This is a genomic window from Celeribacter sp. SCSIO 80788 (assembly GCF_051054295.1).
In the GTDB taxonomy this organism is placed as follows: domain Bacteria; phylum Pseudomonadota; class Alphaproteobacteria; order Rhodobacterales; family Rhodobacteraceae; genus Celeribacter.
This window is the reverse complement of the sequence record NZ_CP150482.1, coordinates 2,160,041-2,176,861: the sequence shown is the minus strand read 5'-3', so window position 1 is coordinate 2,176,861 and position 16,821 is coordinate 2,160,041. Positions and strand designations below refer to the sequence as shown.

13 protein-coding genes are annotated in these 16,821 nt (G+C 62.0%); 10 read left to right on the top strand and 3 right to left on the bottom strand.

The features are described 5' to 3' along the window. Window positions 1-31: 31 nt before the first annotated feature. Complete coding sequence (locus V1471_RS11015) at window positions 32-2,401, bottom strand: DUF1989 domain-containing protein (RefSeq protein WP_434290926.1); 2,370 nt, start codon at window positions 2,399-2,401, stop codon at window positions 32-34. Between the two features lie 243 nt (window positions 2,402-2,644). After that, window positions 2,645-3,988 carry an NAD(P)-binding domain-containing protein gene (locus tag V1471_RS11010; RefSeq protein ID WP_434288732.1) on the bottom strand — a complete coding sequence of 448 codons (1,344 nt, stop codon included), beginning with the start codon at window positions 3,986-3,988 and terminating at the stop codon, window positions 2,645-2,647. Window positions 3,989-4,169: 181 nt separating this feature from the next. Between V1471_RS11010 and V1471_RS11005 the strand changes: the two genes are divergently transcribed. From V1471_RS11005 to glnT, 6 genes are all read left to right on the top strand, one after another. Next, window positions 4,170-5,456: an ABC transporter substrate-binding protein gene (locus V1471_RS11005; protein ID WP_434288731.1), complete on the top strand. Its 1,287-nt coding sequence runs from the start codon at window positions 4,170-4,172 to the stop codon at window positions 5,454-5,456. A 23-nt stretch (window positions 5,457-5,479) separates the two neighbouring features. Beyond that, window positions 5,480-6,136 (top strand): helix-turn-helix domain-containing protein, encoded by a 657-nt coding sequence (locus V1471_RS11000; protein ID WP_434288729.1) that lies wholly within the window; start codon window positions 5,480-5,482, stop codon window positions 6,134-6,136. A gap of 213 nt (window positions 6,137-6,349) precedes the next feature. Then, complete coding sequence (locus V1471_RS10995) at window positions 6,350-7,240, top strand: class II glutamine amidotransferase (RefSeq protein ID WP_434288727.1); 891 nt, start codon at window positions 6,350-6,352, stop codon at window positions 7,238-7,240. Between the two features lie 4 nt (window positions 7,241-7,244). Beyond that, window positions 7,245-7,931 carry a protein GlxC gene (locus tag V1471_RS10990; protein ID WP_434288726.1) on the top strand — a complete coding sequence of 229 codons (687 nt, stop codon included), beginning with the start codon at window positions 7,245-7,247 and terminating at the stop codon, window positions 7,929-7,931. An 11-nt stretch (window positions 7,932-7,942) separates the two neighbouring features. Beyond that, complete coding sequence (locus tag V1471_RS10985; protein ID WP_066706040.1) at window positions 7,943-9,268, top strand: FMN-binding glutamate synthase family protein; 1,326 nt, start codon at window positions 7,943-7,945, stop codon at window positions 9,266-9,268. Window positions 9,269-9,327: 59 nt separating this feature from the next. After that, window positions 9,328-10,644, top strand: a complete 1,317-nt coding sequence (gene glnT, locus V1471_RS10980) for a type III glutamate--ammonia ligase (protein ID WP_434288725.1) — start codon at window positions 9,328-9,330, stop codon at window positions 10,642-10,644. Window positions 10,645-10,702: 58 nt separating this feature from the next. Here the strand turns inward: glnT and V1471_RS10975 are convergent, their stop codons facing one another. Further along, on the bottom strand, window positions 10,703-11,650 hold the full coding sequence (locus V1471_RS10975; protein ID WP_434288724.1) for a GlxA family transcriptional regulator: 948 nt from the start codon (window positions 11,648-11,650) through the stop codon (window positions 10,703-10,705). Window positions 11,651-11,770: 120 nt separating this feature from the next. Here V1471_RS10975 and V1471_RS10970 point away from each other — a divergent pair, with 120 nt between their 5' ends. Genes V1471_RS10970 through V1471_RS10955 form a run of 4 tightly spaced genes read left to right on the top strand, consistent with a single transcriptional unit; the run spans window position 11,771 to window position 16,804 of the window. Then, window positions 11,771-13,021 (top strand): sarcosine oxidase subunit beta family protein, encoded by a 1,251-nt coding sequence (locus V1471_RS10970; protein ID WP_434288723.1) that lies wholly within the window; start codon window positions 11,771-11,773, stop codon window positions 13,019-13,021. 9 nt (window positions 13,022-13,030) lie between these two features. After that, window positions 13,031-13,312, top strand: coding sequence for a sarcosine oxidase subunit delta (locus V1471_RS10965; protein WP_434288721.1), 282 nt, complete (start codon window positions 13,031-13,033; stop codon window positions 13,310-13,312). Next, window positions 13,309-16,254 (top strand): sarcosine oxidase subunit alpha family protein, encoded by a 2,946-nt coding sequence (locus tag V1471_RS10960; protein WP_434288719.1) that lies wholly within the window; start codon window positions 13,309-13,311, stop codon window positions 16,252-16,254. Before V1471_RS10965 ends, V1471_RS10960 begins: the two co-directional genes overlap by 4 nt. Then, window positions 16,247-16,804, top strand: coding sequence for a sarcosine oxidase subunit gamma (locus tag V1471_RS10955; RefSeq protein ID WP_434288718.1), 558 nt, complete (start codon window positions 16,247-16,249; stop codon window positions 16,802-16,804). The genes V1471_RS10960 and V1471_RS10955 overlap by 8 nt, the downstream gene beginning before the upstream one ends. Window positions 16,805-16,821 lie beyond the last annotated feature (17 nt).

Below are 16,821 nucleotides of genomic sequence, written 5' to 3'. Positions count from 1 at the left end.
ATTGGCGGGGTTTTGTTGTTTTGACGCAATATCAGGAGCGCGGGCGCGTTTTCTGCGGATCGTAATGCGGGAAGGGCGCGACGCGGGCGGAGTAGCGTTTCAGATGGCCGTCGAGCTGGCCGACCTCGACCTGCGTGCCCTCTTCGGCATGGGCGACGTCAATGCGGGCAAGCGCGATCCACTGACCGGTGCGGGGGGAGCGCATGGCGGAGCAGATCTCGCCCACCTGCGCGCGGCCGATGCGGATGCAATCGCCATGCGCGACTGCGTTTTGCCCGTCGATTTCGAGACCCACGAATTTGCGCGACGGCGTTTCCTTGCGACGCAGAAGCGCCTCGCGCCCGACGAAATCGGCGGTCTTGGATTTAAGCGGCACGGTGAAGCCCACGCCCGCCTCGAACGGGTCGGTCTGATCGGAGAAATCGTAGCCCGCGAAGACAAGCCCGGCTTCGATGCGCACGAGGTCCAGAGCGGCGAGGCCCATGGGCTTCATGCCGACCTTTTGACCGGCCTCCCAGACGGATTTGAAAATCTCCGCGCCGTGTTTCGGATGGCAGAAAATCTCATAGCCCAGCTCGCCGGTGTAGCCGGTCCGCGAGATCACAACGGGGATGCCTTCGTGATCGCCAAGACGCGCGGGCGTGAAGCGGAACCAGCCCATTTCCATCAAATCAGGATGGTGCGGGGCGGTCCAGAACAGCTCATTGATCAAATCACGCGACTTGGGGCCTTGGACTGCAAGATTGTGCATCTGGTCGGTCGACGAGCGGATCATGACGTTGAGGCCGAGACGCTTGGCCTCTTCGCGCATCCAGACGCCGCCTTCGTCCGAGCCACCGATCCAGCGGAAATTATGCTCGCCCAGACGGAACAACGTGCCGTCGTCGATCATACCACCATGCGGGTAGCACATCGCGGAGTAGACGACCTGGCCGATGGCGAGTTTTTCGACGTTGCGGGTCAGAACCCAGTTCATCAGCGCCTCGGCATCGGGGCCGGTGACCTCGAATTTGCGCAAAGCAGAGAGGTCCATGACCACCACGTCTTCGCGGCAGGCCCAGTAACTTTCCACGGGATCGCACTCCGGGAAGGAGTTCGGCAGCCAGAAGCCGTTGTAGTCGGAAAAGTCGCGGGTCATCGCGGCGAAGGAGACATAAAAGGCGCTTTCACGCGTCATGATCGGATCCTCGTCAGGGGTCGGGCGCCATGCGGTGGCGCGGGAAAAGCGTTCTTCGGCGGCATAGGTGCGCACATGAATGTCGGTCAGGTGCCAGCCGTTGGCGGCGGAGGTGTCATCGGGACAGGAGGAGGACACGCACACCAGATCGGTCAGGGCGCGCAGAAGCACATAGTCGCCGGGGCGGGACCACGGTTCGTCCGCCAGCATCACGCCGTGCTCGTCGATTGCGGTGTTGAAGAAGAAGTTTGCGGCCATCCAGCCGGGGCGGGCGGGAATGCCATAAGGGTCCAGAACCGCGTTGAAATTGTCGGAACAGTTGGCGTGGCCGGGGTAGCCGATGTCGTCGTAATATTTGGCATTACAAGCGAGACCAAAGGCGTCGTGGCGACCGCAGGTGTCTTGCACCACTTCAACAAGCGGCGTCAGGTCATGGTCGAAATATTTCGAATGCAGACCGGGCATCGGGTAGGCATGGCCCTGGATCGTGCGGGTGGTGGTGACGTCGAGCGGGTGGAAAATGCCCTTGTCGACCTTGCGCGCGTCGAAACATTGGAAATCGGTACATTGGCGACCGTCGACATCCATGATCTGGATGAATTCGCCTTTTTTGACGGTATAGGCCTTGGCCGTGGCGGAGGCGATGCGGATGTCTTGCAGCATGTCCGCAAGCGGATCGGGCAGGGCGAACGCGCCCGCCTGACGGGCCTCGGCACGGGTGATCGTGACGGTGAGGGGCGTGGCGGTCGTTTGTGCCTCGAAATCCGGTTCGGGGGCGGGGGCTGTGATCAGCACCCAGCCGGGGGCTTGGGCGGTGAAGCTGACGCCTTCGCCTGCGGCACTGGTGCCGGAGAAGAGGCCAATGGCCTTGGCCCCGGTCAGGTCGATCTGACGCTTGGCAAGACCCAGACGGATGCGGGCCATGCCGGGAAGGGGGCTGTTGACCGTGGCGCGCAAGCTGTCGCCCGAGGCATCGGCGGACCAGCCCAACACGCCCGGATCGACGCGCCCGTCGATATGCGCGGCGAGGAGTTCGCAACGTTGTCCGCCCTCGGTGTTGGTGAGGGTGATCCGGTCACCGGGCTTCATCTCAAGCAAAGACGCCCCACCGCCCTGGACGGTGTGGCGTTCCTCGTTCGAGGCGAGGGTAAAGGCGGAGGCGCGGCGGGGGACGGACCCTTTGGGGGCGCCTGGGCGGAAGGGAAGGCCGGAAGGATCGAGGATCAACGGGATCTCCAACGGTATAAAAAAATCCGGGGGTGCGAGGGTTGCAGGCCCCCGGATCAGGGGAGAGGGAAGGGGGCCCCATTTTTTGGGGGGCACCCGATTGGTTCTGCCCGATCAGCTTTGGCTGATCAGTTTTGCCCGATCAGCTTTGGCTGATCAGTTTTGCCCGATCAGCTTTGGCTGATCAGTTTTGCCCGATCAGCTTTGGCTGATCAGTTTTGCCCGATCAGCTTTGGCTGATCAGTTCTGCAAATAGGCTTCCATGCTGTCGTCGAGCGCGTCTTTCCACGGGGTGTGGTGGACGGGGGCCATGGTGCCGGTGATCACGGATTCATAGGAGTTGTCGCGGAAGGTCATGATGTCCTTCGCCTTGTGTTTCTTCCACTCCATGAAGGCCTCGGTCGCGCCATCGACGTTGAAGGACGGATAGTCCGTGTCCTTGATCAGTTCCTTGATGTATTCGGCCTGATAGTTGATGGCGTATTTCACATCGTCGGACGCGTCTTCGCGCTCCACGCGGTCTTTCACGTCGGCTTCGAGAACCGCCTTGTCGGCGGGCACCTCGATGCGGTCCATGATGATGTCACGCACATACCACGCCTGGGCGTCGAACATGTTGAAGGTGAACCACTGGTCCTGCATGCCGAGGTAGAACATCTTCGGATTGTGAACGTAGACGACACCTTTGTAGAGATCGGCGGTCGCCAGACGGTTCTTGGTTTTGAGGCGCAGATCGTCGGGCAGGAACGGGAAGTAGTGTTTGTAGCCGGTGCAGAGGATGATCGCATCGACGTCTTTCGTGGTGCCATCGGCGAAGAAGACGGTCTTGCCTTCGACCTTTTGCAGGGCGGGTTTTTCTTCCCAGTTGTCCGGCCATTTGAAGCCCATGGGGGCGGAGCGGTAGCAGGTGGTGATCGAGTTGGCGCCGTATTTCCAGCACTGGGACCCGATGTCTTCGGCGGAGTAGGAGGCGCCGACGAGGAGCACGTCCTTGCCTTCGAATTCGCGGGCGTCGCGGAAATCGTGGGCGTGAACGATGCGGCCGTTGAACTGTTCGAAGCCGGGGTATTCGGGCACGTTCGGCGAGGAGAAGTGACCGGAGGCGACGATCACGTTGTCGAAGCGCTCCTTGTAGACGCGGTCCTCGACCATGTCGTGCACGGTGACGACGAAATCGCCTTTGTCTTCGTCATATTCGACGAAGCGGATGACGGAGGAGAAACGAATCCATTTGCGCACGTCGGCCTTGATCACGCGGCCTTCGATATAGTCGAAGAGCACGGCGCGGGGCGGGTAGGAGGCGATTTGCTTGCCGAAATGTTCCTCGAAGGAATAGTCGGCGAATTCCAGACCTTCTTTCGGGCCGTTCGACCAGAGGTAGCGGTACATGGAGCAATGGACGGGCTCGCCGTTCTCATCGACGCCGGTGCGCCAGGTGTAGTTCCAAAGCCCGCCCCAGTTGGACTGTTTCTCAAAGCAGACGACTTCGGGGATTTCCGCGCCTTGCTGGGCGGCGGATTGGAAAGCGCGCAGTTGAGCGAGACCGGAGGGGCCCGCACCGATGACGGCGACTCGTTTGGTCATATTGAAAACTCCCGTTGGTTGAGCGTGTGTTGGTATGGACCAATAATCAAGATTGGTTCTTTTGGATTGACTCCGGTTTGGTCCAAAAATTTTCTACTGGTCAATGAATTTTCCTTAGAGGAATATGAGATTCAGAGAATGAATGGGTCATTTGGCCTATTTTTGGGCGTGAGGTGAAAAAATGAGCAGCGCTTCGCTGGCGCAGAGACTGGCCGTCGCGGGATCGCTGCCGCGTCTGAGCGTGCAGGACCGCGCGCCGATCCGGGTGGGGGCGCTGGTGCCGATGTCCGGGGCGGAGGAGCGCTGGGGGCGGCCCGGTATCGAGGGCTGTCGGCTCTGGGTCGACTGGATCAACGCCCATGGCGGGATGATGGTCGGCGGGCGGCGGCATCTTGTGGAGCTGATCGTGCAGGACAGCGCGCAGGGCGCGGCGGCGACGCTGGAGGCGGCGCGGCAGATGGTGGAGACGCAGCGGGTGCGGCTTGTGCTGACGCTGGGCGGTGGCGATATGGGGCTGGCGCTGGCCTATCTGATGGACCGGCGTGTGCTGACCGCGACGCTTCTGCCGTCGGACCTGTCGCCGGATCACCCCTATCTGATCGCGCCCGCGGAGGTGCACCCGTTTTTCAACGTCACCGGGGTCGACTGGCTCGCGCGCACCCGGCCCGAGGCGCAACGCGTGGCGCTGTGTTCGCAGACCGATCTCATGGGGCTGCCGTCGCTTGCGACCTATCGTGCGGCTTTCGATGTCGCCGGGCGGGAGATCGTCAGCGAAGTGCTTTATGATGCGGAGGCCGGGGACGCGCGCGAGATCGTGGCGGAGATGCTGGCCGAACAGCCGGATGTGCTGTGCTGGTGCTCCTCGGCGCCGCCGATGATCGAAGCGTTGACGGTTGCGGCCTATGAGGCCGGGTTTCAGGGCGAGATCCTCGCCTGTACCTGCGACAATTACCCAAAGCTGATCGCACGCACATCGCCCGGTTTCATGGAGCGTTTCACCTTTCAGTTCCCGGATTTCGACGACCCGGAACTGGCCGATACGGCGTTTTTCTTTCACCGTCCGAAGACGTTCTTCGACTCCTATAATGAGCGCTTTCCTGAGGAATGGGCGGCTGTGAGCTGGGAATATGCGTCGATCCTCGATCTCTGGCATGAGGCGGTGGAGACGGCGGACAGCCTCGGCAGCGCCACGGTTCTGGCGGCTCTGAAACGCGGGCGCCGGATGCCGCATGCGTTTGGTCTGGCGAACTGGTGGGGCACGGAGGTCTACGGCATCGACAATGCGCTGGTGGGCGACTGGCCGGTGGTGGCGATCCGCGAGGGGCGGGCGCGCATTCAGGAATTCGGGTCGGTGCTGAACTGGCTGGAAACCTATGGCGAGGAACTGATGACCGAACTCGGGGCCGTCGGCCAGCTTTGGCACCAGCGCGGCAAGCCGGATCTGGCGCGCGCGCTGGCAGATGAATGAGCGAGATAGAGAAGAGAGAGCAGATGGGACGACAGGAGTTGGATTTGAAAGCCAAGGACAACGCATTGCAGCAGAACCCGCATGCCGTAAAGGAGCAGCGGGAAAAGAACCTTGAGGTGGCGATCGGGCGGCAGGTGCGCGAGCTGCGCAAGCGGGCGCGGATGACCGGGGCCGATCTTGCGGCGCAGACCGGGTTGTCGGTCGGGATGTTGTCGAAGATCGAGAACGGGGTCATCTCGCCGTCTCTGAATACGATCTCCGCACTGGCCCATGCGCTGCGCGTGCCTTTGGTGCAGCTGTTTTCCGGCTATGAGGAAGAGCGCGGCTGCATGCATGTCAAAGCGGGCGAGGGGGTCGAGATCGAGCGCGCGGGGACGCGGGCCGGGCATCAGTACAACCTTTTGGGTCATATCGGGTCGAACAATTCGGGCGTTGTGGTGGAACCCTATCTGATCACGCTCGACAGCGCGTCGGACCGGTTTCCGGCGTTCCAGCATGAGGGCATCGAGCTTCTCTATATGCTGGAGGGGCGGGTCAACTATCGCCATGGCGATCAGATTTACGATCTGGAGCCGGGGGATACGCTTTTGTTCGATTCGGATGCGCCGCACGGGCCGGAGGAGATCGTCGAACTGCCGGCGAAATACCTGTCGGTCATCACCTATCCGCAAGCGCGGTGAGACGGGGATGCGGAGCTTTTGTTCTCATTTCGCTCAATTGGAGGGCGCTTCTGGCTTTCGGTGAGGGAGTCTGCATAAAAACAGGGCAGTTTTCTTGTGAGTAAGTATTTTTTCCGACGAGGAGAGAAACTTTCTTGAAAAGAAAATAGGTTTCTCGTTAGTGAGGTTATGACGGCGCGTGACGCCGAAGACTCACCCACAATGGAGGAACCTATGTGTGGCATTGTTGGCCTCTTCCTGAAAAAGGATGAACTGCGCCCGCAACTGGGCGATATGCTGACCGATATGCTCATCACCATGACCGAACGCGGCCCGGACAGTGCCGGGATTGCGATCTATGGCGATGAGACGGACGGCATGGTGAAAATCACCGTTCAATCGGACACGCCCGCCGAGGCGTTTGCCGATCTCGACGCCGCCGTATGTGCGGTGGTCGATGCGCCGGTGACGATCAAAGTGGTCGACACCCATGCGGTTCTGACCCTGCCGGAAGCGAAGGCGAAAGAGGCCATCGCGGTGCTCGAAGACAAGGGTCTTCGCATCATGGGCTCCGGCGCCTCCATGGAAATCTACAAGGAAGTCGGCCTGCCGAAAGACGTCGCGGCGCGGTTCGGTCTGCGTGCGATGGGCGGCTCCCACGGCATCGGCCACACCCGCATGGCGACCGAGTCCGCCGTGACCACGATGGGTGCGCACCCGTTCTCGACCGCCGACGACCAGTGCCTCGTGCACAACGGCTCGCTGTCGAACCACAACCAGATGCGCCGCACGCTTGCCAAAAAAGGCGTGTTTACCCGCTCGGAAAACGACACCGAAGTGGGCGCGGCCTACATCTCGTCGCGCATCGCAGACGGCGCAACGCTGGGTGAAGCGCTCGAAGGCACCATCGAAGACCTCGACGGGTTTTTCACCTTCGTGACCGGCACCAAGAACGGCTTTGGCGTCGTGCGCGATCCGATCGCCTGCAAACCGGCGATCATGGCGGAAACCGACGATTACGTCGCGTTTGCCTCCGAATACCGCGCCTTCGCCGACCTGCCGGGCATCGACAATGCCCGCGTCTGGGAACCGGAACCTGCAACTGTTTACTTCTGGGAGCGCTGATCCAATGACCAACACGCTCGATCTGGCCAAAACGGAACTCCGTGAGGTCAACACCACGCTTCAGGCTGCGGCCAAAGGCAAGGCGAACGAAGCCTATGAGCTGACCAACCCGCGCGGCGCGCATGCCGTGGCCGTGGGGCTCGACGGTCCGATTTCCGTCACCATCAACGGGTCCACCGGCTACTACTGCGCCGGGATGAACAAGGAAGCCACCATCACCGTCAAGGGCTCCACCGGCCCCGGTGTTGCGGAAAACATGATGTCCGGCGTTGTGACCATCGAAGGCGACGCCTCGCAATATGCGGGCGCCACCGGTCACGGCGGTCTTTTGAACATCAAGGGCAATGCGTCCTCGCGCTGCGGTATCTCGATGAAAGGCATCGACATTGTCGTCCATGGCAACATCGGCCACATGTGCGCTTTCATGGCGCAAAAGGGCAACCTCGTTGTTCTGGGCGATGCGGGCGATGCGCTGGGCGACTCGCTTTATGAAGCGCGCCTGTTCGTGCGCGGTTCCGTGAAATCGCTGGGCGCCGACTGCGTCGAGAAGGAACTGCGCCCGGAGCATATCGAGATCCTCAAGGACCTTCTTGAGAAAGCCGGGGCGGATGCCAAACCGGAAGAGTTCAAACGCTACGGTTCGTCGCGCAAACTCTACAACTTCAACATCGACCACGCTGGCGAATACTGAGGAGCGCACCGATGGAAAAGACACCCCACACCCCGCCGCGCGACAGCTATACGTTCAGCAACGCCGCCAACGCCGAAATCCGCCGTGCGGCGGCCACCGGCATCTACGACATTCGGGGCGGCGGCACCAAACGCCACCTGCCGCATTTCGATGACCTGCTGTTCCTCGGCGCGTCCATGTCGCGTTACCCGCTCGAAGGCTACCGCGAGAAATGCGACACCTCCGTGACCCTCGGCACGCGGTTTGCGAAAAAGCCGATCGAGCTGAAAATCCCGGTGACCATCGCGGGCATGTCCTTTGGCGCGCTCTCCGGTCCGGCGAAAGAGGCTCTGGGCCGTGGCGCGACCATGGCGGGCACTTCGACGACCACCGGTGACGGTGGCATGACCGAGGAAGAGCGCGGGCATTCCGAGAAACTCGTCTACCAATACCTGCCGTCGCGCTACGGCATGAACCCGGACGATCTGCGTCGCGCTGACGCCATCGAGATCGTGGTGGGCCAAGGCGCGAAGCCGGGCGGCGGCGGCATGCTGCTGGGGCAGAAGATCACCGAACGTGTGGCGGGCATGCGCGACCTTCCGGTCGGCATCGACCAACGCTCCGCCTGTCGTCACCCGGACTGGACCGGCCCGGACGATCTCGAGATCAAGATCCTTGAGCTGCGCGAGATCACCAACTGGGAAAAACCGATCTACATCAAGGTCGGCGGCGCACGCCCCTATTACGACACCGCTCTGGCCGTGAAAGCGGGCGCGGACGTGGTCGTGCTCGACGGGATGCAGGGCGGCACGGCGGCAACGCAGGACGTGTTCATCGAACATGTCGGCCAGCCGATCCTCGCCTGTATCCGCCCCGCCGTTCAGGCGCTTCAGGATCTGGGTATGCACCGCAAGGTTCAGCTCGTGGTCTCCGGCGGCATCCGCAACGGCGCGGATATGGCCAAGGCGCTGGCTCTTGGGGCCGATGCGGTGTCCATCGGGACGGCGGCTTTGATCGCCATCGGTGAGCAGGACCCGAAATGGGGCGCGGAATATGCGGCTCTGGGCACCACGGCCGATGCCTATGACGACTGGCACGAAGGCAAGGACCCGGCGGGTATCACCACGCAGGACCCCGAGCTGATGAAGCGCGTGAACCCGGTGGAAGCGGCGCGGATGCTGCGCAACTACCTCAACGTGATGACGCTGGAATGCCAGACCATCGCACGGGCCTGTGGTCACAACCACGTGCACAACCTCGAACCCGAGGATCTCTGCGCGCTGACCATGGAAGCCGCGGCCATGGCGCAAATTCCGCTCGCAGGGACCAACTGGTACCCGGGCAAGCCGGGCTTCTGAGGCCCAAGAAGAGGGGCCAAGCGCCCCTCTTTCACCGACAGGGAACAGGAAAAGACAAAATGAGCAAACTGACCAAATTCGCCGAGGAAAAAGGCGTTAAATATTTCATGATCTCCTACACCGATCTGTTCGGTGGCCAGCGCGCCAAACTGGTGCCCGCCTCCGCGATCGCGGGGATGGAGAAGAACGGTGCGGGCTTTGCGGGCTTTGCGACATGGCTCGATCTGACGCCGGCGCACCCGGATATGCTTGCCGTACCGGATGCGGATGCCGTCATTCAACTGCCGTGGAAACCGGAGGTGGCATGGGTCGCCGCGGATTGCATCATGGAAGATGAGCCGGTCGAACAGGCGCCGCGCAACGTGTTGAAGAAGCTGATCAAGGAAGCCGCCGACGAAGGTCTGCGCGTCAAGACCGGGATCGAGGCCGAATTCTTCATCCTGACCCCCGAGGGCGATGCGATTTCCGATCCGTTCGATACGGCGGAGAAACCCTGTTACGACCAACAGGCCGTGATGCGCCGCTATGACGTGATCGCCGAGATCTGCGATTACATGCTGGAGCTGGGCTGGGGTCCGTATCAGAACGACCACGAGGACGCCAATGGCCAGTTCGAGATGAACTGGGATTTCGACGACGCGCTGATCACCGCCGACCGTCATAGTTTCTTCAAGTTCATGGTGAAATCCATCGCCGAGAAACACGGTCTGCGCGCCACGTTCATGCCAAAACCGATCCAGGGTCTGACCGGCAACGGTTGCCACGCGCATATCTCGGTCTGGGATTTGAGCGGCAAGACCAACGCCTTCGCGGGCAATGCCGGTGGGCAGGTCGGTGAAGTGGGGCTGTCCGAGCAGGGCGGTTACTTCCTCGGCGGGATCATGAAGCACGCCGAAGCCTTGGCGGCGATCACCAACCCGACGGTGAACTCCTACAAACGCATCAACGCGCCGCGCACAATGTCGGGCGCGACCTGGGCGCCGAACACCGTGACCTGGACCGGCAATAACCGCACCCACATGGTCCGCGTGCCGGGGCCGGGCCGGTTTGAGCTTCGCCTGCCGGACGGGGCGGTGAACCCCTATCTGCTGCAAGCCGTGATCATCGCCGCCGGTCTCTCGGGTATTCGTTCCAAAGCCAACCCCGGCCCGCGCTATGACATCGACATGTATGCCGAAGGTCACAAGATCGAAGGCGCGCCGAAACTGCCGCTCAACATGCTGGACGCGATCCGCGCCTATGACGCCGATCCGGAACTCAAGGCGATGCTGGGCAACGATTTTTCGGCCTCCTACATCAAGATGAAGCACCGCGAGTGGAATTCCTTCGTGTCGCATTTCTCACGTTGGGAAAAAGACAACACGCTGGACATCTGATCCAACAAACTTCCCTGAGTGGCGGTCCCAGATCCGCCACTGTTCCCCAAGGCCCGGCTTATGCCGGGCCTTCTTTTTTACGGAGGCTTGAGGGGGCTGTGCCGTAGAGTTTACGGTAGGCGTCGGAGAAATGCGCCTGCGAGGAGAAGCCGGTCATCTGGGCGATCTCGGTCAGCGGAATGCGGGTGGAGGAAATCAATTCCTTCCCTGTTTCCAATCGGATACGGCGATATTCCTCCATGATCGACCGGCCCGTCGCCTCGCGAAACTGGCGTTGCAATTGTCGGGTCGAAAGGCCCGAAAGCGTGGCGATCTGATCCTGGCCGAGAGGGTCGGCGATATGGCTTTCCATCAGTTCCAAAGCGGCCTCAACCGGGATCGGGATCACGCCGTAGCGCCCGGTGATCGAGGACCGTTGCGGCGCATCCGCTCCGCGCACTTCGGTCTGGATGAACCAGTCGGAAATGCGTTGGGCGAAGGCGGTTCCGTGGTCACGGGCGATGATCGCATGCATCATGTCGAGGGGGGCGGAGCCACCGGCGCAGGTGTAGCGGTCGCGGTCGATCACGAACAATCGCCGCTCCAAAAGCCAGTCGCCGGGGAGCTTGTCGAAATCGTTGTAGTGGTGCCAGTGGACGGTGAAACGCCGGTTGGCCAAAAGCCCCGCTTTCGCCAGAATGACCGCCCCGCCGGAGATGCCGCCGAGTGCCACACCGGAGCGGTCGGCCTGCCGGAGCCAAGCGAAGAGTGCGGGGTCGTTGACCCGCGCCGGGTCACCACCCGCGACCACGAAGACGATGTCGAAGCGGGGGAAAAGATCGCGAAAAGATCGGGTCTCGAAGGCGCCGCCGACCGACGATTTGACCGTCTCGCCGGAGCTTGAAAGCAGCGTCACCTCATAGCGCAAGGTGGGCGAAAACAGGTTCGCCGCACGCAGCGGTTCGAGCGCGGATGCGGTCGACAAAAGGGCGAATCCATCGACCAGCAGAAAGGCGATTCTCTTCATGTTCAGGGCCTGACGAGAAATATGAAAATACGTCCTGAATTTGAAAATATACGACTTGAATATGGAGGTACAGGGCGAAAATCCCCGCTACAAAAGGATCAGACGAAGGAGCGCACCTGCATGAAATTCTCTGGTTTCAAAGTCGTGAAAGAGGCCCTGACCGGGCACAAGGGGTGGACGCCGCTGTGGCGCAACCCGGAGCCGAAACCCGCCTATGACATCGTGATTGTCGGCGGCGGCGGGCATGGGCTTGCGACGGCCTTCTATCTGGCGAAAACCTTTGGCGAGCTGAAGGTTGCGGTGCTGGAAAAGGGCTGGCTGGGCTCCGGTAATATCGGGCGGAACACGACGATCATCCGGTCGAACTACCTGCTGCCGGGCAACGAGCCGTTCTATGAATTCTCGATGAAGCTTTGGGAAAATCTGGAGCAGGAAACCAACTTCAACTCGATGGTGTCGCAGCGCGGGATCATCAACCTGATCCATACCGACGCTCAGCGCGATGCCTATCGCCGTCGCGGCAATGCGATGATGCTGGTCGGGGCGGGCGCGCGGCTTTTGTCGCGTGACAAGTTGAAACAGATGGTGCCCTTCCTCAATTTCGACAATGCGCGCTTCCCGATCAAGGGCGGGCTGATGCAGGAACGCGCGGGCACGGCGCGCCACGATGGTGTGGTCTGGGGCTATGCCCGGGGTGCCGATATGCGCGGCGTCGACATCATCCAGAATTGCGAAGTCACCGGGTTCAAGATCGAAGGTGGCAAGGTTTTGGGCGTTGAAACCTCGCGCGGCTTTATCGGTGCGAAGAAGGTCGGTGTGGCCGTGGCAGGGTCCTCGGGGCGGGTCATGGCGAAAGCGGGCATGCGCCTGCCGATCGAAAGCCACGTCTTGCAGGCCTTCGTCTCCGAAGGGCTGAAACCGACCATTCCGGGCGTCATCACCTTTGGCGCGGGGCACTTTTATGTCAGCCAGTCCGACAAGGGCGGGCTGGTGTTCGGTGGCGACATCGACGGGTACAATTCCTATGCGCAGCGCGGTAACCTGCCGGTGGTCGAGGATGTGCTCGAAGGCGGCATGGCGCTCATGCCGATGATCGGGCGCGCGCGGCTTTTGCGGAGCTGGGGCGGGATCATGGACATGTCCATGGACGGCTCGCCGATCATCGACCAGACCCATATCGACGGGCTCTATCTCAACGCCGGCTGGTGTTACGGCGGCTTCAAGGCGACGCCCGCCTCCGGTTATGCCTTTGCGCATTTGCTTGCGACCGGCCGCCCGCATGAGACCGCCACCGCCTATCGGCTCGACCGGTTCGAGCGCGGCTATGTCATCGACGAAAAGGGCGTTGGCGCCCAACCCAACCTGCATTGAGGTGAAAAGATGCTGATCCCTCATCCCCTTCTCGGCCTGCGCGACAGTCAGGAATTCACCTATCTGGGCGACGCCAATCTGATGCACCGGCCCGATGCCAATGCGGAGAATGCCGAAGCGCAATTCTGCGACTATGTGTTCCAGCGCGACAACCCGGCGGGCGTGCACCGCGAGCTTTGGTTCCACGAACAGGGCGACCGGAGCTGGCTTGTCGTGACGCGCGACACCACCACGCATGACATTCTCGGGGCGGAACTGGCCTCGAACCTGAAACTGGGAGCGGCAGAATGACCCGTCTTAAAGGTGGTCTGATCGACCGTACTGTGCCGCTGAATTTTACCTTCAACGGCAAGGCTTACAAAGGCTTCCAAGGCGACACATTGGCCTCCGCCCTTCTGGGCAATGGTGTTCAGCTGATGGGCCGGAGTTTCAAATATCACCGCCCGCGCGGCGTTGTGGCGGCAGGCTCCGAGGAGCCGAACGCCATGGTCGAGCTGCGCACGGGAGCGCGCCAGGAACCGAACACGCGCGCCACGGTCGCGGAGCTGTTCGACGGGCTGACGGCACGCTCGCAAAACCACATGGGGCCGCTTCATCGCGATTTTCTGGCAGTGAACGATTTGCTGTCGCCCTTCTTCGCGGCGGGGTTTTATTACAAGACCTTCATGTGGCCGAAAGCGTTCTGGGAAAAGCTTTACGAGCCGATGATCCGCAAGGCGGCGGGGCTTGGATCGCTCTCGATGCTGCCCGATCCGGATGACTATGACAAAGGCTTCCTGCATTGCGATCTTCTGATTGTGGGGGCCGGTGCGGCAGGGCTTGCGGCGGCGCTGACCGCCGGGCGTGCGGGCGCGGATGTGATCCTTGCCGATGAAGATTTCGCCCTTGGCGGGCGTCTGATGGCGGAGAGCGATGTGCTTGATGGCGCAGAGGCGATGGATTGGGTTGCAAGCGCGAAGGCCGAACTTGAGAGCCTGCCGAATGTCCGCATCATGACCCGCACCACGGTGTTCGGCGTCTACGATCACGGCATCTTTGGTGCGGTTGAGCGGGTGTCGGATCACTTGGCTGTTCCGGGCGACAAGGTGCGCCAGACGCTTTGGCGGATCACTGCGAAACGCACGGTTCTGGCGGCGGGCGCGACGGAGCGACATATTCCCTTTGCCGACAACGACCGTCCCGGCGTGATGCTGGCGGGGGCGATGCGCGCTTATGCCAATCGCTGGGCAGTGAGCCCGGTGAAGCGGGACGGGGACGCGATTGCGATCTTTACCAATGGCGACGACGGGCACCGCACGGCGATGGATCTGATCGCCAAGGGCGCGAAGGTTCTGGGCGTCATTGATGCCCGTGAGGCAGCGCCGCGGTTTGGCGACTATGAGGTCTTCGCGGGGGCGACCGTGACCGGGACGAAAGGGCGTTTGGGTTTGACGTCGATTGAGATCACCCGCAACGGGCGATCCGAATGGCATTCCGTTGGCGCGCTTGGTGTCGCGGGCGGTTGGAACCCGAACGTGCATCTCGCGTCGCATCATCGCGGGCGTCCGGTTTGGAATGACGATCTTTTGGCCTTCGTGCCGAGCCCGGATGGGCCGAAAGGCCTGATCCCCGCCGGGGCTGCGGCGGGCAAAGGCGGTACGGCGGACGCTTTGGAAGACGGTATGAAAGCCGCGATCACGGCGCTGTCCGAGATCGGTGTTGCGGCCTCTGAAATTGCGCTTCCGAAGGCGGAGAATATGCCGTGCGAGCAGGCTGCCTTCTGGCATGTGCCGGGCGACAAACGCGCCTGGGTCGATTTCCAGAATGACGTGACCGTCAAGGATATCGCCCTCGCGCATAAGGAAAATATGAAGCCGGTGGAGCATCTGAAACGCTGGACCACGCTGGGCATGGCGACCGATCAGGGCAAGACCTCGAACATCTCTGCGCTCGCGGTGATGGCCGAGCTGACCGGCAAGGCGATCCCGGAAACCGGCACCACGATTTTCCGGCCGCCCTATACCGGCGTCTCGCTGGCCGTGTTGGGCGGTGGCGACACAGGGCCGCTGTTCCGTCCGCGCCGCCTGACGCCGACGCATCACTGGGCCGAAGCCCAAGGCGCCGCGTTCGTCGAAGTCGGTCAATGGATGCGGGCGCAGTATTTCCCGCGCGCTGGCGAAACCACTTGGCGGCAGACCGTGGACCGCGAGGTTCTGGCCGTGCGCTCCGGTGTTGGGCTTTGCGATGTGACCACGCTTGGTAAGGTCGATGTGCAGGGTGCGGATGCGAGCGAGTTTCTGAACCGCATGTATTCGAACATGATGGGCACGCTGAAGGTCGGCATGGTGCGTTACGGTCTGATGCTGCGCGAAGACGGGCATGCCTATGACGACGGCACCTGCGCGCGGATGGCGGAGGATCACTATGTGGTCACGACGACGACCGCCAACGCCGGGCTGGTCTATCGCCAGATGGAATTCTTCCATCAATGCGTCTGGCCGGAGCTGGATGTGCAACTGATTTCCACCACCGACGCCTGGGCGCAGATCGCCGTGGCGGGGCCGAAAGCGCGCGAGCTTTTGACGCGGATCGTCGACGGGTTCGACCTTTCGAACGAGGCGTTTCCCTTCATGGCCTGTGCCGATCTGACGATCTGCAACGGGTTGCGGGCGCGGCTGTTCCGGATTTCGTTCTCCGGCGAGCTGGCCTATGAGGTCGCTGTTCCGGCCCGCTATGGTCAGGCGCTGATGGCGCGGCTGATGGAACTGGGCGCGGATCTGGGTGTGACGCCTTACGGGACCGAAGCGCTGGGTGTGCTCCGGATCGAGAAAGGTCACGCGGCGGGGGCCGAGTTGAACGGTCAGACCTCGGCGCAGATGCTGGGGCTGGGCAAGATGGTGTCGGCGAAGAAAGACAGCATCGGGGCCGTGATGTCGCGGCGCGAAGGCATGGCTGCGGAAAAACGTCGGCTTGTCGGTTTCAAACCGCTCGAGGCGCAAACGCAGGTCATGGCCGGGTCGCATCTTTTCACCCAAGGTGAGGCGCAGACGATGAGCAGCGATCAGGGTTGGATCACCTCGTCCTGTTACTCGCCGCATCTCGAGAGCTATATCGCACTCGGGTTCCTTGAGAACGGTGCGGAACGGATGGGCGAGGTGCTGATCGCGGCCAACCCGGTGGAAGGCAAGGAATTGAAGGTTGAAGTGGTCTCTGCCCATTTCGTGGACCCCGAAGGAGGACGTCTCCGTGACTGATCTCACAGCTATCACCGCCCTGGGCGGCACGGTGGCGCGGACCGAGGTATTCGGCGCGCTGACCATCACGGAAAACGCCGATCTCGGTCTGGCCTCCCTGAGCCTGCGGGCCGGGCAGGAGGTGCCTCAACCCTTCGGTCTGATGCTTCCGGGCGTTGGCAAAGCCGTGTCCATGGGCGAATACGCCGCCTTTTGGACCGGGCGCGGGCAATGGATGATCGAAGCCTCGGGCAAGGCCGAGGTGGATTTCGCCGCCATGTTGAAATCCGAGGTGCCGGAGTGCTCCGTCACCGAACAGACCGACGGTTTCGCCGCCTTCGAGATCGCCTCGACGCAGGGCGCAGCCCCGATCGAGGCGCTGATGAACAAGCTTGTGAACATCGACGCGAAAGGCTTTGAGCCGGGGCAGGCAACCCGCACCGGGCTTGAGCATATGACCGTTTTCCTGATCCGCCGCGCCGAAGACCGGCTGGCGGTGATCGGGATGCGCACTTTGGCGGGATCGCTGTGGCACGCACTGGCCGTGGCCGCCCGCCGCCTTGAGGACTGAAGGTTCGGACTTAGGGT